Origin of the sequence: Marinovum sp., assembly GCF_034669705.1 — a bacterium.
Taxonomy (GTDB): Bacteria; Pseudomonadota; Alphaproteobacteria; order Rhodobacterales; family Rhodobacteraceae; genus Marinovum.
In genome coordinates, this window is record NZ_JAXMOR010000027.1 from 1 (window position 1) to 19,095 (window position 19,095).

Consider the following 19,095-nt stretch of genomic DNA (forward strand, 5'->3'; position numbering starts at 1 on the left):
GGATTGCTTCAAGCGCAACCTTGGCCTTGAACTCGGCCGAATAGCGTTTCCGCTTCGTCATCTTGGGTCGTTCCTTCGTCAGTCGCTACAGCTTAGCAACTGGTCCGAAATCCTGCGACCACCTCTCTCGCCAAGGCCTTCCGCTACGGACTCAGCCGTTGGCAATCCTTTGAGCTGTTCCTCCAAGACGGCCGCGTCGGCATCGACAACAACCCGGCCGAGCGCGCCATGCGCCCGATCGGCATCGGTCGGAAGAACTGGCTCTTCGCGGGATCCGATAGCGGTGGCGAGACGCTGGCCAGAGCGATGACCCTCATCGAAACGGCCAAGATGAATGGCCTCGATCCACAAGCCTGGCTGGCCGATATCCTCGACCGTATCCATGATCACAAGATCAACCGGATCAACGAGCTGCTTCCGTGGCAACGGACGCCGTCGCACTGATCCGCGGTGACAATCGGGCGGTTACGGTGCATACGAGGCAAGCGACACGCAGCTGAGCGAGGAATACGCCAAGCGAGAGACCCGCCAGATCGGTGTGACGCTGCGCACCGCCAAACTCCTGCGAAGTCTGTCCCTCGTAATCCGGATGACGGCGCGCTTTCCGTCGGGTGCACTGCCCCTCAAACAGCAAAAGGCCCGGAAGGTTCCGGGCCTTTTGTCGTCCGACAGGGGCTGAGACGGGTCTCAGAGTTCGGCGTAAATCGGGAACCGCTTGCACAGCGCCTCGACCTCGGCGCGCACCTTGTTCTCGACCGCGGCATTGCCGTCCTCACCGTTGTCGGCCAGCCCGTCGACCACCTCGATGATCCAGTCGGCGATCTGGCGGAACTCGTCCTCGCCAAAGCCGCGGGTGGTGCCGGCGGGCGAACCGAGGCGGATGCCGGAGGTCACGGTGGGCTTTTCCGGATCGAACGGCACGCCGTTCTTGTTGCAGGTGATATGCGCCCGGCCCAGAGCGTTTTCGGTGGCGTTGCCCTTGACGTTCTTGGGCCGCAGGTCGACCAGAACCACATGGGTGTCGGTGCCATGGGTCACGGTGTCCAGACCGCCCTTGATCAGCTGGTCAGACAGCGCCTGCGCATTGCGGATCACCTGTTGCGCATAGGTCTTGAACGAAGGATCCAGCGCCTCGCCGAAGGCCACGGCCTTGGCGGCGATCACATGCATCAGCGGGCCGCCCTGGATGCCGGGGAAGATCGCCGAGTTGACCTTCTTGGCGATCGCCTCGTCGTTGGTCAGGATCATGCCGCCGCGGGGGCCACGCAGGGTCTTGTGGGTGGTGGTGGTGGCCACATGCGCGTGCGGGAAGGGCGAGGGGTGCTCGCCCGCCGCCACCAGACCGGCGAAATGCGCCATGTCGACATGCAGCAGCGCGCCCACCATGTCGGCGATCTCGCGCATCCGCTTGAAGTCGATCTGGCGCGGGATGGCCGAGCCGCCGGCAATGATCAGCTTGGGCTGGTGTTCCTTGGCCAGGGCTTCGACCTGGTCGTAATCGAGCTGGTTGTCCTGCTTGCGGACACCGTATTGCACCGCGTTGAACCACTTTCCCGACTGATTGGGCCGCGCACCGTGCGTCAGGTGGCCGCCGGCGTCGAGGCTCATGCCGAGAATGGTGTCGCCGGGCTGGATCAGCGCCTGAAACACGCCCTGGTTGGCCTGGCTACCGGAGTTCGGCTGGACGTTGGCAAACTCGCAGCCAAAGAGCTGTTTCGCGCGGTCAATGGCGAGGTTCTCGGCCACATCGACCCAGTCGCAGCCGCCGTAATAGCGCCGGCCCGGGTAGCCTTCGGCGTATTTGTTGGTCAGGACCGAGCCCTGCGCCTCCATCACCGCGCGCGAGACGATGTTCTCGCTGGCAATCAGCTCGATCTCGTCACGCTGGCGGCCCAGCTCGCCGGTGATCGCGCCGAACAGCTCGGGGTCGCGGTCGGCGAGGGGTTGGGTGAAGAATCCTTGGTCTTTGACGGTGGCGTCCATGGGCTGGCTCCTTGGGCAAGCTAACACTTGGCGCGCTTCCTACTGCAAAGCGATGGCGACGAAAAGCCGCGAAAGCGACGCAGAGGCGCGGCCGCGCGCCACCGCTGGCCTTGTCGGGGAACTTGTGGTTGTTTCGGAAACGGTGAGGCCGGCAAGGAAACCCGTCATGACGCTCAGAATCGCCTTTTGCGCCTCGAACGCGCCGATCGCGCAATCGGCCTTGGCCTCGCTCAGCGCGCGCTACGGCGATCATGCCGAACAGGGCGCCGACGTGATCGTGGCGCTCGGCGGCGACGGCTTCATGCTGCAGACCCTGCACCGCACCGAGGCCAACCCGGCGCCGGTCTATGGCATGAACCGCGGCACCGTCGGCTTTCTGATGAATGCCTACAGCGAGCAGGGGCTGATCGAGCGCCTGCGCGCCGCGGCCCAAGAGGTGATCAACCCGCTGTCAATGCACGCCACCTGTCTCGACGGCACGCTGCACACGGCGTTGGCGATCAACGAGGTCTCTTTGTTGCGCGCCGGGCCACAGGCGGCGCGGCTGCGGATCTCGGTCGATGGCCGGGTAAGGATGCCGGAACTGGTCTGCGACGGGGCGCTGCTGGCAACGCCGGCGGGCTCGACGGCCTATAATTTCTCGGCCCATGGGCCGATCCTGCCGATCGGCGCCGATGTGCTGGCGCTGACCGCGATGGCGGCCTTTCGGCCCCGGCGCTGGCGCGGCGCACTGCTGCCCAAGACGGCCGAGGTCAGCTTCGAGGTGCTCGACCCGGCGAAACGCCCGGTGATGGCCGAGGCCGATGCCCGCGCGGTGCAGGATGTGGTCAAGGTCGAGATCCGCTCGCAGCCCGCCGTTGCCCACCGCATCCTGTTTGACCCGGGTCACGGCTTGGAAGAGCGGCTGATCCGCGAGCAATTCGTCTGACCCTTTCCGGGGGCGTTAGGTCTGGTGGGGAGGGAGAGGCCCCGGATCAAGTCCGGGGCGCGGGCGCGCGGTCGTTGTGCTCGGGTGGCCAAGCGGTCGGTCGCGATTGGGTTAAGCGCGCAAGCCATCCGCCTGACCCCGTCCCGGGCCTGCCCCGGACCTCTGGGTTCGCAGCGAGAGGCGCAACTCCAGCGCGGCCGCGCGCCTATTGTGCCCGCTCGGCCAACATGTCGGGCTCGATCAGGATCAGCTCGCGGCCCTCGCGGCGCAGCATGCCTTCGGTCTGCCAGGCGCGGATCTGCCGGTTGACGGTTTCCCGCGTCAGCCCCGCCATGTCGCCAAGATCGGATTGCGACACCGGCGGCGTCAGCCGGTAACCGTCGGGCTCTTCCACCCCCCAGCGGTCGAACAGCCCGATCAGCACCTTGGCCAGACGGGTGCCACCATCGGCGGTCGACAGGTCGGCCAGCGCCTCGGTGGTGGATTGCAACTTGCGGCAAAGATCGGCGATCAGCCCCAGCGTGGTGCGCGGATGCTGGGTGAGGAACGACATCAGCACCGTGCGATGCAACATCCGCCCGGTGACGTCATTGGTGGCCACCGCATCCGCCGTCCGGTCGCCGCCCAGCAGCACCGCCATCTCGCCCACCGAATCGCCGGGGCCGAGATGCGCCACGATCGAGCGGTTGCCGGCCGCCGAGGTCAGGCTGATCTCAACCCGGCCGGTCTCGATCAACATCATCGTCTCGCCGGGGCTGTCCTTGGAAAAGATCACCTTGCCGCTGTGAAAATGGCAGGGTTTGGACATGCCCAGCAAGGTGGCCCGCTCCCGGGAGGAGAGTGCGCCGAGAATCAGGCTTTCCCTGCTGGCAATATCGCGAAATTTCAATGTCATTTGAACAAGCCAATACCTGGCCGGATCAGGCTGACCCGGGCCCCACTGCATTTTATGCCGGGAGATTGCGTCAACAAACCGCGGCAGGGAATGACTATCCCGCAAAAACTGTGATCTGGGTCACAGATTTTGCAGCGCAGAAAGTCGATCTTCTCACTGTGTTCGTCAGGGTCGGTGTCTCACTATAGATCGCAAACCCTTTTCTGCCTGAGTCTGGCGGATACGCACCCCTATCCGCCGTGGCATTTTCGCGGTCGGAGTGATCGTGTGGAGGGCGGGCGAGTGAGTGACGTCCGTCCATCCACCGGTCTACCTGCGTGACCGAGGTGCGGTACCCATACGGTGCCTGTCCTGTTGCCTGAGGTCGCGCCGATACGGTCCTGAAGTGGTCCAAGCCGTCCGGTGTTCCCCCGGGCGGCTTACTTTTTGTCTGCCCTACCTGGCGTAGCCCAAGCCCTGCAATGCCGTGCGCACCTCGTCGAGGATCGCCGGATCGTCGATGGTGGCCGGCATCTTGTAGTCCTGTCCGTCGGCGATCTTGACCATGATGGCGCGCAGGATCTTGCCCGAGCGGGTCTTGGGCAGACGGTCGACCACCAGCGCCAGCTTGAAGGCCGCCACCGGGCCGATCCTTTCGCGCACCAGTTTCACCACCTCGGCGGTGATCTCGTCATGGCCTCGGTTGCAGCCCTTGTTGAGGCAGAGGAACCCCACCGGCAGCTGGCCCTTGAGCGAGTCGCTGACGCCGATCACCGCGCATTCGGCCACGTCCGGGTGGCCGGCCAGCACCTCCTCCATGCCGCCGGTCGAGAGCCGGTGGCCGGCGACGTTGATCACGTCGTCGGTGCGGGCCATGATGTAGAGATAGCCGTTTTCGTCGATCATCCCGGCATCGCCGGTCTCGTAGAAGCCCGGAAAGGTGGTCAGGTAGCTCTTGCGATAGCGGTCTTCGGCGTTCCACAGCGTCGGCAGGGTGCCCGGCGGCAGCGGCAGCTTGACGGCGATGGCGCCCAGTTCGCCGCGCGGCATCTCGCGGCCGCCCTCATCGAGGATCTGCACATCATAGCCCGGCATCGCGACCGAGGGCGAGCCGATCTTGACCGGCAGCGGCTCGATCCCCATCGGGTTGGCGGCGATGGCAAAGCCGGTCTCGGTCTGCCACCAGTGGTCGATCACCGGCACTCCGAGCTTGTCCTGCGCCCACAGGATGGTGTCGGGATCGGCGCGCTCGCCGGCGAGGTAGACGATCTTGAGCGAGGACAGGTCGTAGTCCTTGATCAGCGCGCCCTGCGGATCCTCGCGTTTCACCGCGCGAAAGGCGGTGGGGGCGGTGAAGAAGCTCTTGACCCCGTGATCCTGGATCACCCGCCAGAAGGTGCCGGCATCGGGTGTGCCGACCGGCTTGCCCTCGAAGACCACGGTGGTGTTGCCGTGAATCAGCGGCCCGTAGCAGATGTAACTGTGCCCCACGACCCAGCCGACATCAGAAGCCGCCCAGAAGACATCGCCGGGGTCGACGTCATAGATGTTCTTCATCGTCCAGTTCAGCGCCACCAGATGGCCGCCGGTGTGGCGCACCACGCCCTTAGGCGCGCCGGTGGTGCCGGAGGTATAGAGGATATAGGCCGGGTGGTTGCCTTCGACCGGGACGCAATCGGCCGGCGTCACGCCCTCCTGGACCGCGTGCCAGTCGTGATCAAAGCCCTCGGTGAGCGGCGCGACCTGCTGCTCGCGTTGCAGGATCACCGTGAACTCCGGCTTGTGGCTGGCCTGTTCGATGGCACCGTCGAGCAGCGGCTTGTAGCTCACAACACGGCCCGGTTCGAGCCCGCAGGAGGCGGCGATGATCGCCTTGGGGGTGGCGTCGTCGATCCTGACGGCCAGCTCGTTGGCGGCAAAGCCGCCGAAGACCACCGAATGCACCGCGCCGAGCCGGGCGCAGGCCAGCATCGCCTCAAGCGCCTCCGGCACCATCGGCATGTAGATGATCACCCGGTCGCCCTTTTCGATGCCCTTGGCGCGCAGCGCGCCAGCGAGCCGCGCGACCCGGTCCTGCAACTCGGCAAAGGTGATCTTCTGCTGGCTGTCGGTGATCGGGCTGTCATGGATGATCGCCACCTGCGCGCCGCGGCCGTTCTTCACGTGGCGGTCGACCGCGTTCCAGCAGGCGTTGACCCGGCCATCGGCATACCATTCGTAAAGGTCGTCGCCGCGATCAAACAGCGCCTTCGAGGGCATCTCTTCCCAGTCGATGGCCTGCGCCGCCTCCATCCAGAACCCCTCGGGGTCGGCCTGCCAGCGCGCGTAAACATCGGTGTATGTCATGGTATCCTCCTCCGGCGACCGTTTCGGGATACGAGAGCCACCACCCCTCGGGCAAGCCGGTTGGCGCAAACAGCGTCAGATTGGCGCGATTTCTTTGCAGACTCTGGCGCGCGTGCCTGCAAACTTTTGCAAACCCTCCCGGCTTTGCGATGCTTTCTGCTGATTTCCGCCGGTTTGCAAATTCTGGTCGAAATTCGACATCACCGATGTCGAATCCAGTCGCGCAAACCGGGTGAGTCGCTGGAATAAAGGGGCCATGGCACGGCACGGTGCCGCGCCACTTCGCAAAAAAGGTCCTGTTGCCATGGGCGACAAAAAGCAAAAGCCGGCGAAACCCGGCGACAAGACAGTCAAGAAATAGATTTCAACCCAATCAAGACCGTGCCGCCCCCATGGGCGGCACGGCATTTTTGTCAGCCGTATTGCGCCACCGGGGTGCCGGCGATCGCCGCCATGTTGAGCAGGCCGCGCGCGGTGATCCCCGGCGTCACCACATGCGCCCGGTTGCCCATGCCCATCAGGATCGGCCCGACTTCCAGCCCGCCGGCCTTCATCTTGAGGATATTGCGCACGCCCGAGGCGGCATCGGCATGGCCGAAGATCAGCACGTTCGCCGCGCCGTCCAGACGGCCGCCTGGCAGCAGGCGCTCGCGCAGCTCTGGGTCGAGCGCGGCATCGACGTTCATCTCGCCCTCGTACTGGAAATCGGTGTCCATCGCGTCGAGCAGCGCAATCGCCTCGCGCAGCCGCTTGCCCGAGCCCTCGGCCTGATTGCCGAACTGCGACTGCGAGCAGAAGGCGATGCGCGGCTCGACCCCGAAGCGCCGGGCATGGCGCGCCGCCCCGACAGCCACCTCGGCCAGTTCCGCCGGCGAGGGCAGGGACCAGACATGGGTGTCGGCGAGGAACAGCGGCCCGTCCTCGAGGATCATCATGCTGAGCGCGCCATGCGGGCGATACGCCGGGCTGCCCAGCACCTGGGTCACGTAGTTCAGGTGCCAGCGAAATTCGCCGATGGTGCCGCAGATCAGGCTGTCGGCCTCGCCGCGATGCACCATGACGGCGCCGATCACGGTGGAATTGGTCCGCATCACCGCGCGGGCCACATCCGGCGTCACCCCGCGCCGCGCCATGATCTGGTGATAGGTGCCCCAGTAGTCGCGGTAGCGCGGGTCGTTCTCGGGGTTCACGATATCGAACTCGCGGCCGGGCCGGATGTTGAGCCCGTGGCGCTCGCAGCGCTGATCGATCACCTCCGGCCGGCCGATCAGGATCGGCTTTTCGGTGGTCTCTTCGAGGATCGCCTGCGCCGCGCGCAGCACCCGCTCGTCCTCGCCCTCGGCAAAGACGATGCGGCGGCTGGCGGTGCTGGCGGCATGGAAGATCGGCCGCATCAGCAGCGCCGACTTGAAGACCGAGGCATTCAGCTTGTGCCTGTAGGCCTCCATGTCCTCGATCGGGCGGGTCGCAACGCCGGTCTCCATCGCCGCCTTGGCCACCGCGCTCGACACCACCGCCGAGAGCCGCGGATCAAACGGCTTGGGGATCAGGTAGTCGGCGCCGAAGGTCAGGTCTTCGCCCTGATAGGCGGCGGCGGCCTCGGCGCTGGTCGTCTCGCGCGCCAGCGCCGCGATGCCCTCGATGCAGGCGATTTTCATCTCGTCGTTGATTTCGGTCGCGCCGACATCCAGCGCGCCGCGAAAGATGAAGGGGAAGCACAGGACGTTGTTGACCTGGTTGGGAAAATCGCTGCGACCGGTGGCGATGATCGCCTCGGGCTGCACCTCGCGGGCGAGGTCCGGCATGATCTCTGGCGTCGGGTTGGCCAGCGCAAAGATGATCGGCCGCGCCGCCATCTTGGCCGCCATCTCGGGCTTGAGAACGCCGGGGCCGGAGAGGCCGAGGAACAGGTCGGCCCCCTCGATCACCTCGTCCAGCGTCCGGGCTTCGGTCTTTTGCGCATATTCGGCCTTCTGGTCGGTCATCTCTTCGGTGCGGCCCTCGTAGACCACGCCCTTGATGTCACACAGCCAGACGTTCTCGCGCTTCACCCCCAGCTTCAGCAGCATGTTGAGACAGGCGATGCCGGCCGCGCCGCCGCCGGTCGAGACGATCTTGATGTCCTCGAATTTCTTGCCGGCGACGCGCAGCGCGTTGGTTGCCGCCGCCCCCACCACGATGGCGGTGCCGTGCTGGTCGTCGTGGAACACCGGGATGTTCATCCGCTCGCGGCAGAGCTTCTCGACGATGAAACACTCCGGCGCCTTGATGTCCTCGAGGTTGATCGCGCCAAAGGTCGGCTCGAGCGCGCAGACGATATCGGCGAGCTTTTCCGGGTCGGTCTCGTTCACCTCGATGTCGAAACAGTCGATGCCGGCGAATTTCTTGAACAGGACCGCCTTGCCCTCCATCACCGGTTTCGACGCCAGGGCACCAATGTTGCCCAGGCCCAGCACCGCGGAGCCGTTCGACACCACCGCCACTAGGTTGCCGCGGGCGGTGTAGCGGGCCGCATTGGTCGCCTCCTTGGCGATCTCGACGCAGGCCTCGGCCACGCCGGGCGAATAGGCGCGGGCCAGGTCGCGGCCATTGGCCAGCGGTTTGGTGGCGCGGACCTCGAGTTTGCCGGGCTTGGGGTACTCGTGATAGAACAGGGCCGCCTCGCGCAGTGTTTCCTGTGCCTTGCTGTCGGTCATCTCGAAGTCCCTCTGCGTGTTTTGTTTAGCGTTAAACTATCTTGGCCCGGAGTATTATCCCCGTCGCGCCGATAACAGCTTCCGCCCAATCCTGTAAATCAGCTTAGCGATAACAGGGCGGGGCTGTCGCGTGTTTCGTGGCATTTCGCCGCCGGGCCGGGCCACGTCATGCTTGCATCATCGCCCGCGCCGCCCGATCATGCCGGCCAGTTTCAACGATGGGGGTCTTGATGGATCTGGCCGAACCCGCGCGCGCGGTGCGCGACAATGCCTATGCGCCCTATTCAGGCTTCAAGGTGGGGGCCGCCCTGCGTGCCGCCGATGGCACCGTTTTTTCCGGCTGCAACGTCGAGAATGTCGCCTATCCCGAGGGTACCTGTGCCGAGGCCGGCGCCATTGCCGCCATGGTGGCCGGCGGCCAGACCCGGTTCGAGGCAGCCTATGTGGTGGCCGACAGTCCGACCCCGGTGACCCCCTGCGGCGGCTGCCGGCAGAAGCTGGCGGAATTCGCACGCGGCCCGGACGTGGTGGTGACCATGGCGACGCTCTCGGGCGAGGAAATGCAGCTCACCATTGCCGAGCTGCTGCCCGGCGCCTTCGACGCCGCCCAGATGGACAGCGCTGGCAAATGAGCGACGCGCGGGCGATCCTCGGCACGCTCAGGCGGGGTGATCAGCCGTCGGAGGCCGATCTGGCATGGTTCGCCCAAGGGCTGGCCGACGGTGAGGTGAGCGATGCCCAGGCTGGCGCCTTTGCCATGGCGGTCTGCCTGCGCGGGCTGGACGAGGGGGGGCGCGTGGCGCTGACGCGGGCGATGCGCGACAGCGGCGATTGCCTGAGCTGGGACCTGCCCGGCCCGGTGCTCGACAAGCATTCCACCGGCGGTGTCGGCGATTGCGTCAGCCTGGTGCTGGCGCCGGCGCTGGCGGCCTGCGGCGCCTATGTGCCGATGATCTCGGGCCGCGGCCTCGGCCACACCGGCGGCACGCTCGACAAGATGGAGAGCATCCCGGGCCTCTCCACCGCGCTCGACGAGGCGCGGTTTGCCGAGGTGGTGCGCGCCGCGGGCTGCGCCATCGTCTCGGCCAGCGCCGAGATCGCCCCGGCCGACAAGCGGCTTTATGCGGTGCGGGACGTGACGGCGACGGTGGAAAGCCTCGACCTGATCACCGCCTCGATCCTGTCCAAGAAACTGGCGGCAGGGCTTGAAGGGCTGGTGCTCGACGTCAAGCTCGGCTCCGGCGCCTTCATGAAACGCCGCGAGGACGCACAGGCGCTGGCCGGGGCGCTGGTGTCGACTGCCAATGCCGCCGGCTGCCCGACCCAGGCGCTGATCACCGACATGTCGCAGCCCCTGGCCCCGGCACTGGGCAATGCGCTCGAGGTCGATGCCGCGATGCGGGTGCTGACGGGGGCTGCGCAAGGCCGGCTGCATGAGATCACCTGCGCGCTGGGCGGCGCCTTGCTGGCCTCTGGCGGCTTGGCGCAGGACGCCGAGGCTGGCGCGGCGGCGATTGCCGAGGCGGTCGCCTCCGGCCGCGCGGCCGAGCATTTCGGCCGCATGGTGCAGGCGATGGGCGGGCCGGTGCATTTCACAGACGACTGGCAGCGCTTTCTGCCGGAGGCCCCGGTGATCCGCGAGATCGCGGCCCCGGCGGCGGGCGTGGTGTCCGAGATGGACGGCGAGGCGCTGGGCCTCGCGGTGGTGCATCTGGGCGGCGGCCGGCGGGTCGAGAGCGATGTGGTCGACCCGGCCGTCGGGCTGTCTGACGTGGTGTCGCTGGGCGACCGGGTGGACCGGGGCCAGCCGCTGGCGCGCATCCACGCGGCGCGCGAAAGCCAGGCCGAGGCGGCGGAACGGGCGGTGCGGGCGGCAATCCGGATCGGCGAGGCCGCACCGGAGACCCCCTTGATCGTGGAAAGGATCGGCTGATGGCGCGCGCATTTCTCGTGGTGATGGATTCCGTGGGCATCGGCGGCGCGCCCGATGCCGGCAATTTCTTCAACGGCAAGACACCGGACACCGGCGCCAACACACTGGCCCATATCGCCCGGGCCTGCGCGGCGGGAGAGGCGGAAGAGGGCCGCACCGGCCCGCTCAAGATGCCGCATCTCGACGCTCTGGGCCTTGGCGCCGCCTGTCAGCTCGCCTCAGGTGCCGAGGTGTCGGGGCTGGGCACCGAGCCGAAGGGGCTCTGGGGGGCCGCAACCGAACAGTCGCGCGGCAAGGACACCCCCTCTGGCCACTGGGAACTGGCCGGGCTGCCGGTGCCTTGGGACTGGACGGTCTTTCCCGACACTGTGCCGGCTTTCCCCAAGGAAATCAGCCGGATGGCGGCCGAACTTGCAGGAACCGACGGGATCCTCGGCAATTGCCACGCCTCCGGCACCGAGATCCTCAAGGCGCTGGGCGAGGAGCACCTGCGCACCGGCTGGCCGATCTGCTACACCTCGGCCGACAGCGTGTTCCAGATCGCTGCGCATGAAGAGCACTTCGGGCTCGAGCGCCTGCTCAAGCTCTGCGCAGATCTCGCGCCGCATCTGCACGAGATGCGCGTCGGCCGGGTGATCGCGCGACCCTTTGTCGGCGAACCGGGCGCCTTTCAGCGCACAGGAAACCGCCGCGACTATGCCCTGACGCCGCCGGGCAAGGTGCTGACCAACTGGGTGCAGGACGCCGGTCTGCCGGTGCGGGCGATTGGCAAGATTGGCGATATCTTCTCGATGCAGGGGATCGACACGGTCACCAAGGGCAGCGATGCCGCGCTGATGGAGGCGCTGGGCCAGCAGGTGGACGAGGCCCCCGACGGCGGTCTGGTGTTTGCGAATTTCGTCGAGTTCGACAGCCTCTGGGGGCATCGCCGCGACGTGTCTGGCTATGCCCGGGCGCTGGAGTGGTTCGATGCCGAGATCGGCCCGGTGCTCGCCCGGCTGCGCCCCGGCGACCTGATGATCCTGACCGCCGACCACGGCAATGACCCGACATGGACCGGCACCGATCACACCCGCGAGCGGGTGCCGGTTCTGGGCGCCGGTCTGGGCGAAAAGGCCCTCGGTCTGGTCGATTTCACTTCGGTCGCGGCTGCCATTTCCGAACACCTTGGGGTCATATACCCCTCAGAATTGCGGAGTTTTCTGTGAGTTTTCGAACATTTCCCAAGGTGGAGCTGCATCTCCATATCGAGGGCGCCGCGCCGCCCAAGCTGATTGCCGGGCTGGCGCAGGAAAAATCCGTGGACATCACCGGCGTCTTCGACGCGCGGGGCAATTACGCCTATCGTGATTTCCTGCATTTTCTCAAGGTCTACGAGGCCGCAACTCAGGTGCTTCAAACCCCCGAGGACTTCCGCCGGCTGACGCTGGCGGTGCTGGAGGAAAGCGCCTCGCACGGGGTGGTCTATACCGAGGCCTTTCTCAGCCCCGATTTCTGCGGCGGCGGCGATCTGGCGGCGTGGCGCGAATACCTTCACGCGATCCGCGAAGCCGCCGACCAGGCCGAGCGCGAGATGGGCATCACCCTGCGCGGCATCGTCACCTGCGTGCGCCATTTCGGGCCGGATCAGGCCAGGAGGACCGCGCGCTGTGCCGCCGAGACCGCCGATGACTGGCTCTGCGGCTTCGGCATGGGCGGCGACGAGAACGCCGGCGAGCAGGGCGATTTCGCCTATGCCTTTGACATGGCGCGCGAAGCCGGGCTGCGGCTGACCACCCATGCCGGCGAATGGCGCGGGCCGGAGGAGGTGCGCGCCGCCGTCCGCGACCTCAAGGTCGAGCGCATCGGCCACGGGGTGCGGGCGATCGAGGACCCTGCGCTCTGCGAGGAGCTGGCCGAACAGGGCGTGGTGCTCGAGGTCTGCCCCGGCTCCAACGTGGTGCTCGGCGTCTACCCGAGGCTCGCGGCGCATCCGATTGAAAAGCTGCGCGAACGCGGCCTCAAGGTCACGGTCTCGACCGATGATCCGCCGTTCTTCCACACCGACATGACCCGGGAATACGAAGCCCTTGCGCGTGTCTTCGAATGGAACGAAGACGACTTCAAGGCCCTCAACCAGACCGCCCTTGCGGCGGCCTTCTGCGATGAAGCGACCCGCGCGCGGATCGCCAAGACACTGGAAACCACATGACCGAGCATCTGACCGTCGTCGAACACCCCCTCGTGCAGCACAAGCTGAGCCTGATGCGCGACAAGGAAACCTCGACCGCCGAGTTCCGCCGCCTGTTGCGCGAGATCAGCCAGCTGCTGGCCTACGAGATCACCCGCGAACTGCCGATGACCACGCAGCGCGTCGAGACGCCGATGGAGGTGATGGACGCGCCGGTCCTTGACGGCAAGAAACTGGCGCTGATCTCGATCCTGCGGGCCGGCAACGGGCTGCTTGACGGGGTGCTTGAACTGGTCCCCTCGGCGCGGGTCGGTTTCGTCGGGCTCTACCGCGATGAAGAGACGCTGATGCCGGTGCAATACTACTTCAAGGTGCCCGACGGGCTGGATGACCGGCTGGTGATCGCGGTCGATCCGATGCTGGCCACCGGCAATTCCTCGGCCGCCGCCATCGACCTGCTGAAACAGGCCGGGGCGACCAATATCCGCTTTCTCTGTCTGCTGGCGGCACCGGAAGGGGTGGCCCGGATGAAAGAAGCGCACCCCGACGTGCCGATCATCACCGCCTCTCTCGACCGGCAGTTGAACGACCAAGGTTATATTGTCCCGGGGCTAGGTGATGCGGGTGACCGGATGTTCGGCACAAAATAGGCCTGAGAGCGCTTTACTAAATAGAAACCTTTTGTCATGCTGACCCCAAACCTGTGGGGACTGGTTATGAAAAAGACGAGTATCTGTGCGGCCTTGGCCGTCGCAATTGGCTTTTCCGCAAGCGCGACCGCGACTGTGGCGCAAATCCGCGAGGACCTGGCGACGCCGGCCGAACTGCCGCCGAGTTCGTTTTCGGGACGGCAATATGTCGACAGCCGCGGCTGCATCTACATCCGTGCCGGGATCGATGGCAATGTCACCTGGGTGCCGCGGGTCGACCGTGACCGGCAGGTGATCTGCGGCCAGGAGGCGGCGCCCGCCGCTGCTCCGGCGCGGGTTGTCGAGGCACCGGCCCCGGTGGTCGAACCCGCCCCTGCGCCCGCCGCCAGTCCGGCCCCCGCCGCCCGTCCGGCACCTGCGGCGACCCCGGCGCCGGTCGCGGCCCGTCCCGCACCTGCGGCGCCCCCGCGCAGGGTCGTGCAATCGGCCGCCAAGCCTCAGCCCCGCGTGGTCCGCCGCACGCCCGAACCGGCCCGCCTGCCGCGGATGGTGCGCCCGGCCGAGCCTGTGGTGCAGACCGCCCCGGCCCGCCAAGTGATCGTGCGCCGTGCCGGTCAGCTGCCGCCCAACACCGTGTTGCGCACTGCCGACGGGCTCAAGAAAGGCCCGACGATCGTGGTGCGCGGCACCGGCCAGACGGTACAAGTCGCCGAGGCCGGGGTGAAAGTCTTTGTCGGCACCAGCGGCACCACCCATGTGACCGGCCAGACGGTAATCGCGCCCAAGCGCGCCTATGAGCGCGGCGCCTCGGTCAAGGTGCCGGTGCCGCAGGGCTATGAGCGCGCCTTCGACGACGGCCGGCTGAGCACGACCCGCGCACATCAGACGCTGGACGGCCGCCGCAAGATGCTGCTGGTCTGGACCAACACGGTGCCGCGTCGGCTGATCGATCAGTACACCGGGCAGGAGGTCAGCCACTACTATCCCGAGCTGCGCTATCCCTATCGCTCGATGCGGGAACAGCAGGCGGCGGGCTTCGTCAGCTCGCGCGGCGAGGTGCCCAAGGCCGCGCCGAAGACCGTGCGCCGCAGCGTGCCGCAGGTGGTCCGCAAGGCGGCCCCGCAGACGGCCAAGGCCATGCCCACCGTGGTCCGAAAGGCCAGCCATCGCTATGTCGAGGTCGGCATCTTCACCACGCCGGCCAAGGCGCAGGCCGCCATCCGCCGGCTGCAGGGCGCAGGGCTGCCGGTGCGAACCAGCACGGTCCAGCGCTCCGGCATGCGGTATCAGACGGTGCTGGTCGGGCCGTTCTCGCGTCAGGACCGGCTCAGGGAGGCGCTTGACACGGTGCAGATGCGGGTCGGTTATCGCTCTGCCTCGCTGCGCAAATAAGGCCGGCGACGTGACATGACGGGGCGGGCCTTGCGGTCCGCCTTTTTTCGTTTCAGAGGCCGGGGTTGGAGCCAAACGGGATGACGGGGAGTGCTGGCGACCAGCTGGCATGGCGATCTGGCCACGTCCCGCGTTGCGGTCTGAAAGTCTCCGGGTTTTGCTTGGGTAACCTGCGATACGGCGCTTTCGGGTCGTCGCCACGCGGCCGGACGATGCGCGTCACTCGCCGCAGATCGTCTGCAGCCGCAGCCAGTCGTTGTCGGACATCACCGGCGCGGCGTCGGCACCGCCAAGCGGATCCGACTCGATCAGCGCCAGCGTCCGTTCGCCCGTGAAATCAACCGCATAGGCATAGGGCGAGGTGTGCAGCCTGGCCTCGCGAAAGGCTTCGATCACCGTCTGGTCGGGCAAGGGCTCTGGCGTTCCGGCCATCAGCGAGACGGCAAAGCGCTCGAGCGCCTCTTCGGGCAGTTGGCCGGTGGTCAGCAGCCGCGCGGTGGCCATCACCCCGGCTTGGCGCAACAGTGCCTCGAGCGGATCGTCGGCGCGCCACCGCAGGTCCTCGACCAGCACGAAGCCGGCGGCGGCCTCGGGGTCCTCGGTGTCTTCGAGCACGCGCCGGTCGATCAGGATGAACCCGCCCGGCAGATGCGCCGTCGCCCGCGACGAGGCGCGCAGGACCACCAGATCGCCGGCCCGCTCGGCCCCCAGCACCCGACGGGCGAGGTTGCGCAGCGGCGCGCTGGCGCTCTCGGAGCGGCAGGCGGGGCCCGAGACATGCGCGATCTCGGACAGGAGCGCCCGGCCGATGGCATCGCGTTTGACGTCTGGCACCACCCGCATGGTATGGGCCACCAGCGCATGCGGCAGCCAGAGCACCGCCACCGCCAAGAACCCCGCCAGCGCCGCGGCGCCAAGGCCCCAGCGCAGCCGGCCCTGGCGCGGCCGGCGGCGGGTGATCTCGCGGCGCAGACGTTCGATGGCGTCGATCATCGCGTCGGCGTCATCGTCGAGCTCGAGTTCCTCGCCGGGGTCGCCGTCCGGATGGTAGCGCGCCGGCTGTTCGCCGGGGTTGGCCCGCTCGACCGCGGCCAGCGACCAATGAGTCAGCGCCTGGTCGTTCATGTCGCTCAGAACCAGCGTTGCCTCACCCAGCGAGACCACCACATGTCGGCGCTGCGCGCCCTCGGTGGCCCGCCAGAGGCCCTGGGCCTCCAACCGCTGGAATTCCTTCAACGCTGTCATCTGCCGGGCCTGCTCCGCCTCATCGGCGCGGACCCTAGCATGATCCGCGGGGCGGCGTCCATGAGGCCCGGTCAGGGTTTCGGGCGGTCGTCCCACCGGTCGGTGAGGATGCGGCGGGCGTTGCCTTCGGGGTCGTCATACTGCCGCGCGCGCAGGGTAAAGACAAAGCCTGCAAGGCCGATGCCACCGAGGAACAGCGCGATCGGAATGAGATAGAGCAGGACGGTCATGGCTGCCTCAGACGCAGGGCATTGAGCGACACGGTGATCGAGGAGGTCGACATCGCCAGCGCCGCGATCAGCGGCGTCGCCAGACCGGCCGCGGCCAGCGGCACGGCGAGGATGTTGTAGAGCGTGGCGATGCGGAAGTTCTCGCGGATCCGCCGGCGGGCGGCGCGGGCGGTGGCCAGCGCCTCTGGCAGCGGCGAGAGGTCGCGGCCCAGCAGCACGATGTCGCTGGCCACCCGCGCCGCATCAAGCGCGCTGGCGGGCGAGATCGAGACATCGGCCGTGGCCAGCGCCGCGGTGTCGTTGAGCCCGTCGCCCACCATCAGAACCTGTGCGCCCGCGTCCCTCAGCGCCGCGATCCGGGCCGCCTTGTCCTCGGGGCGGGCCTCGGCCAGCCACTCGGACAGGCCCAGCCGCGCCGCCATGGCTGCGACCGGGGCAGGGGCATCGCCGGACATCAAAAGCACCCGAAGCCCCGCCGCCTGCAGTGCCGCGATGGCCGCCTCGGCCCCCGGGCGCAGCGCGTCGCGAAAGGCGAACCGGTGGCGGCTGCCGTCGGGCAGCGCCAGCCAGGCGGCGGTGTCCCGACTGCGCTCGCTCGCCCCGACCCAGGTGGCACGTCCGAGGCGGACAGGCTTGCCCGCGCAGCGCCCCTCGGTTCCGAAACCCGGCACCTCGCGGACCTCGCTCACCGGCGCCGGCTGCAGCCCGCGGTCTCGGGCGGCGCGGGAGAGCGCGTGGCTCAGCGGGTGCGACGAGCCTTCGGCCAGCGCCAACGCGAAGCGCAGCACGGCGTCGGGGTGGCTTTCCGCATCGCAGAGCAGCGGCTGACCCTCGGTCAGCGTGCCGGTCTTGTCGAACACCACGGTGTCGACCTGCGCCAGCCGCTCCAGCGCGGTCTCATGCTTGATCAACAGCCCGCGCCGGAACAGCCGGCCCGAGGCCGCGGTGGTGACGGCCGGCACCGCGAGGCCCAGCGCGCAGGGGCAGGTGATGATCAGCACCGCGGCGGCGATGTTGAGTGCCAGACGCAATTCGCCGGTCCAGAAGAACCAACCGAGAAACGCCAGCCCCGAGAGGATATGCACCCCCGGCGCATAGAGCTGCGCGGCCTTGTCGGCCAGCGGGGTATAGCGCGCGCGACCCGATTCAGCCACTGCCACCAGGTCGGCCAGCCGGTGCAGCGAACTGTCGCGGCCGACGGCGCTGGCGCGGACCTGCAGCGGGCCGGTCAGGTTCACCTCGCCGGCGCTGACAGGTTGTCCGGGGCCGGCAACGACCGGCGGCGTCTCGCCGGTGAGCAGCGAACGGTCGAGCTCCGAACGGCCCGCGACGATCTCGCCATCCACCGGCATCCGTCCGCCGGTCCGCACCAGCAGCAGGTCGCCTGCCGCAACTTCGGCCAGCGGCACATGCTCTTCCTGTCCGTCGCGCAGCCGGATGGCACGCGGAACTTCCAGCGCGGCCAGTTCCTCGGCGGCCGAGCGGGCGATGGCGCGGGTGCGGTGCTCGAGGTAGCGACCGGCCAGCAGGAAGAAGGTCAGCGCCAGGGCGGCGTCGAAATAGGCGTGATCTCCGGAGAGCCAAGTTTCCCAGAGCGAGGTCGCCAGCGCCAGCAGGATCGCCAGGGCAATCGGCACGTCCATGTTCAGCCGTCGGGCAGCAAGCGCGCCCCAGGCGCTGGCAAAGAACGGCTGCGCGGCAAAGGCAATCGCGGGCAGGGTGATCAGCGCCGAGATCCAGTGGAACATGTCGCGCGTCGCGCCCTCGGCCCCGGACCAGACAGCAACCGACAGCAGCATCACGTTCATCGCCGCAAAGCCTGCCACCGCGAGGCGCATCAGCAGGTCCCGTCCGGCGGTGTTGGTCGCGGTGGCGGCGAGCTGACCGGCGTCGAGCTCATGCGCTTCGAAACCCGCGGCCGCGAGCACCTGCGCCAGCGCCGCGGCGCTGACCTCGGGTGCGGTGGTGACGGTGACCCGCTTCAATGTCAGGTTGACCCGCGCGTCGCGCACCCCCGGCACGGCGGTCAGCACCCGTTCGACCGAGGCGATACAGGCGCCGCAATGGATGGCCGGCAGCGACAGGACCCGCCGGTCGGGCGCGTCGGTCAGGGCGACGGCCGCGGCCAGCGGGACGGCGGCGCAGGCCGGGCAGGCCGAGGGCGCGGCGGAGAGCGCGGCACTCATGGCCGCGCCACCCGCAGCACCACGCGCTGGGAAAACGCCGTGCCATCCGGCGCGCTGGCGGTGATCCGCAGGTTCCAGTTGCCGGGCCCGATCTCTGCATCGGCCACATAGGCGCTGCCGTCGAAGCGGAAGGCCGGCGTGCGGTCATCCTGTACATGGGTGGCACGGCCGAGCACGGCCTGCAGCCGGGCGACCTTCACCGGGTGGCCCGCGGTGTCGGTGATCGCAAGGCGCAGCCGTCCGTCGCGGGCCGAAGCGGCGACCTGCCAGCCCAGCGCCTGTTGCGCGTCGCGCCGCGCGTCGAAGCTCTGGCTCGCGATATAGGAGTTGCTGACCTCGAGCCCCGGAAAGGTCCTGACCGCGTTGAAGGCCAGCGCGAGGTTGACGCCGATGATGACGCCGAAGGCGGCAATGAAGATCGCCAGAACGTGCCGTCCGGTGAGGGGGCGGGTCGATGTCATC

The 19,095-nt window shown here is 67.8% G+C and carries 15 protein-coding genes and 1 pseudogene; 8 read left to right on the plus strand and 8 right to left on the minus strand.

The window, feature by feature from the left end:
• Positions 1-96 precede the first annotated feature (96 nt).
• Positions 97-444 (plus strand): annotated as a pseudogene (locus tag VOI27_RS16890) (IS66 family transposase); the annotation flags it as partial.
• A 243-nt stretch (positions 445-687) separates the two neighbouring features.
• Here VOI27_RS16890 and glyA read toward each other — a convergent pair.
• Positions 688-1,983, minus strand: a complete 1,296-nt coding sequence (gene glyA / locus VOI27_RS16895) for a serine hydroxymethyltransferase (protein WP_323766651.1) — start codon at positions 1,981-1,983, stop codon at positions 688-690.
• 166 nt (positions 1,984-2,149) lie between these two features.
• Between glyA and VOI27_RS16900 the strand changes: the two genes are divergently transcribed.
• Positions 2,150-2,911 carry an NAD kinase gene (locus VOI27_RS16900; RefSeq protein ID WP_323766653.1) on the plus strand — a complete coding sequence of 254 codons (762 nt, stop codon included), beginning with the start codon at positions 2,150-2,152 and terminating at the stop codon, positions 2,909-2,911.
• Between the two features lie 205 nt (positions 2,912-3,116).
• On the opposite strand, the gene VOI27_RS16905 is transcribed toward VOI27_RS16900, so the two are convergent.
• The 3 genes from VOI27_RS16905 to VOI27_RS16915 form a co-directional block, all read right to left on the minus strand.
• A complete protein-coding gene (locus VOI27_RS16905) occupies positions 3,117-3,719 on the minus strand; it encodes a Crp/Fnr family transcriptional regulator (protein ID WP_323766782.1) in 603 nt (200 codons plus the stop codon).
• A gap of 522 nt (positions 3,720-4,241) precedes the next feature.
• A complete protein-coding gene (prpE, locus tag VOI27_RS16910) occupies positions 4,242-6,131 on the minus strand; it encodes a propionate-CoA ligase PrpE (RefSeq protein WP_323766655.1) in 1,890 nt (629 codons plus the stop codon).
• Positions 6,132-6,544: 413 nt separating this feature from the next.
• Positions 6,545-8,827: an NADP-dependent malic enzyme gene (locus tag VOI27_RS16915; RefSeq protein WP_323766657.1), complete on the minus strand. Its 2,283-nt coding sequence runs from the start codon at positions 8,825-8,827 to the stop codon at positions 6,545-6,547.
• Positions 8,828-9,057: 230 nt separating this feature from the next.
• Between VOI27_RS16915 and VOI27_RS16920 the strand changes: the two genes are divergently transcribed.
• The 6 genes from VOI27_RS16920 to VOI27_RS16945 all read left to right on the plus strand — a co-directional run bounded on the left by VOI27_RS16920 (position 9,058) and on the right by VOI27_RS16945 (position 14,972).
• A complete protein-coding gene (locus tag VOI27_RS16920) occupies positions 9,058-9,459 on the plus strand; it encodes a cytidine deaminase (RefSeq protein WP_323766659.1) in 402 nt (133 codons plus the stop codon).
• The gene (locus VOI27_RS16925; protein WP_323766662.1) at positions 9,456-10,760 is read left to right on the plus strand and encodes a thymidine phosphorylase; all 1,305 of its coding nucleotides are present in this window, start codon (positions 9,456-9,458) and stop codon (positions 10,758-10,760) included. Before VOI27_RS16920 ends, VOI27_RS16925 begins: the two co-directional genes overlap by 4 nt.
• Positions 10,760-11,968, plus strand: a complete 1,209-nt coding sequence (locus tag VOI27_RS16930) for a phosphopentomutase (RefSeq protein WP_323766664.1) — start codon at positions 10,760-10,762, stop codon at positions 11,966-11,968. The genes VOI27_RS16925 and VOI27_RS16930 overlap by 1 nt, the downstream gene beginning before the upstream one ends.
• Positions 11,965-12,951: an adenosine deaminase gene (locus tag VOI27_RS16935; protein ID WP_323766666.1), complete on the plus strand. Its 987-nt coding sequence runs from the start codon at positions 11,965-11,967 to the stop codon at positions 12,949-12,951. The genes VOI27_RS16930 and VOI27_RS16935 overlap by 4 nt, the downstream gene beginning before the upstream one ends.
• Positions 12,948-13,580, plus strand: coding sequence for a uracil phosphoribosyltransferase (gene upp, locus VOI27_RS16940; RefSeq protein WP_323766668.1), 633 nt, complete (start codon positions 12,948-12,950; stop codon positions 13,578-13,580). Before VOI27_RS16935 ends, upp begins: the two co-directional genes overlap by 4 nt.
• 66 nt (positions 13,581-13,646) lie before the next feature.
• Complete coding sequence (locus VOI27_RS16945; RefSeq protein ID WP_323766670.1) at positions 13,647-14,972, plus strand: SPOR domain-containing protein; 1,326 nt, start codon at positions 13,647-13,649, stop codon at positions 14,970-14,972.
• A gap of 219 nt (positions 14,973-15,191) precedes the next feature.
• Here the strand turns inward: VOI27_RS16945 and VOI27_RS16950 are convergent, their stop codons facing one another.
• The 4 genes from VOI27_RS16950 to VOI27_RS16965 all read right to left on the minus strand — a co-directional run bounded on the left by VOI27_RS16950 (position 15,192) and on the right by VOI27_RS16965 (position 19,094).
• Positions 15,192-16,217, minus strand: a complete 1,026-nt coding sequence (locus VOI27_RS16950; RefSeq protein WP_323766672.1) for a hypothetical protein — start codon at positions 16,215-16,217, stop codon at positions 15,192-15,194.
• A 71-nt stretch (positions 16,218-16,288) separates the two neighbouring features.
• On the minus strand, positions 16,289-16,447 hold the full coding sequence (ccoS, locus tag VOI27_RS16955) for a cbb3-type cytochrome oxidase assembly protein CcoS (RefSeq protein ID WP_323766674.1): 159 nt from the start codon (positions 16,445-16,447) through the stop codon (positions 16,289-16,291).
• Complete coding sequence (locus tag VOI27_RS16960; RefSeq protein WP_323766676.1) at positions 16,444-18,633, minus strand: heavy metal translocating P-type ATPase; 2,190 nt, start codon at positions 18,631-18,633, stop codon at positions 16,444-16,446. Before VOI27_RS16960 ends, ccoS begins: the two co-directional genes overlap by 4 nt.
• Positions 18,630-19,094 (minus strand): FixH family protein, encoded by a 465-nt coding sequence (locus VOI27_RS16965; RefSeq protein WP_323766678.1) that lies wholly within the window; start codon positions 19,092-19,094, stop codon positions 18,630-18,632. Before VOI27_RS16965 ends, VOI27_RS16960 begins: the two co-directional genes overlap by 4 nt.
• Between the last annotated feature and the right edge of the window lies 1 nt (position 19,095).

Bases quoted from the DNA above. Each gene is read 5' to 3' on its own strand.
- VOI27_RS16900 (WP_323766653.1), top strand. From the start codon at position 2,150: ATGACGCTCAGAATCGCCTTTTGCGCCTCGAACGCGCCGATCGCGCAA.
- prpE (WP_323766655.1), bottom strand. From the start codon at position 6,131: ATGACATACACCGATGTTTACGCGCGCTGGCAGGCCGACCCCGAGGGG.
- VOI27_RS16905 (WP_323766782.1), bottom strand. From the start codon at position 3,719: ATGTCCAAACCCTGCCATTTTCACAGCGGCAAGGTGATCTTTTCCAAG.
- VOI27_RS16920 (WP_323766659.1), top strand. From the start codon at position 9,058: ATGGATCTGGCCGAACCCGCGCGCGCGGTGCGCGACAATGCCTATGCG.
- VOI27_RS16950 (WP_323766672.1), bottom strand. From the start codon at position 16,217: ATGACAGCGTTGAAGGAATTCCAGCGGTTGGAGGCCCAGGGCCTCTGG.
- ccoS (WP_323766674.1), bottom strand. From the start codon at position 16,447: ATGACCGTCCTGCTCTATCTCATTCCGATCGCGCTGTTCCTCGGTGGC.
- VOI27_RS16915 (WP_323766657.1), bottom strand. From the start codon at position 8,827: ATGACCGACAGCAAGGCACAGGAAACACTGCGCGAGGCGGCCCTGTTC.
- VOI27_RS16965 (WP_323766678.1), bottom strand. From the start codon at position 19,094: ATGACATCGACCCGCCCCCTCACCGGACGGCACGTTCTGGCGATCTTC.
- upp (WP_323766668.1), top strand. From the start codon at position 12,948: ATGACCGAGCATCTGACCGTCGTCGAACACCCCCTCGTGCAGCACAAG.
- glyA (WP_323766651.1), bottom strand. From the start codon at position 1,983: ATGGACGCCACCGTCAAAGACCAAGGATTCTTCACCCAACCCCTCGCC.
- VOI27_RS16925 (WP_323766662.1), top strand. From the start codon at position 9,456: ATGAGCGACGCGCGGGCGATCCTCGGCACGCTCAGGCGGGGTGATCAG.
- VOI27_RS16960 (WP_323766676.1), bottom strand. From the start codon at position 18,633: ATGAGTGCCGCGCTCTCCGCCGCGCCCTCGGCCTGCCCGGCCTGCGCC.
- VOI27_RS16930 (WP_323766664.1), top strand. From the start codon at position 10,760: ATGGCGCGCGCATTTCTCGTGGTGATGGATTCCGTGGGCATCGGCGGC.
- VOI27_RS16945 (WP_323766670.1), top strand. From the start codon at position 13,647: ATGAAAAAGACGAGTATCTGTGCGGCCTTGGCCGTCGCAATTGGCTTT.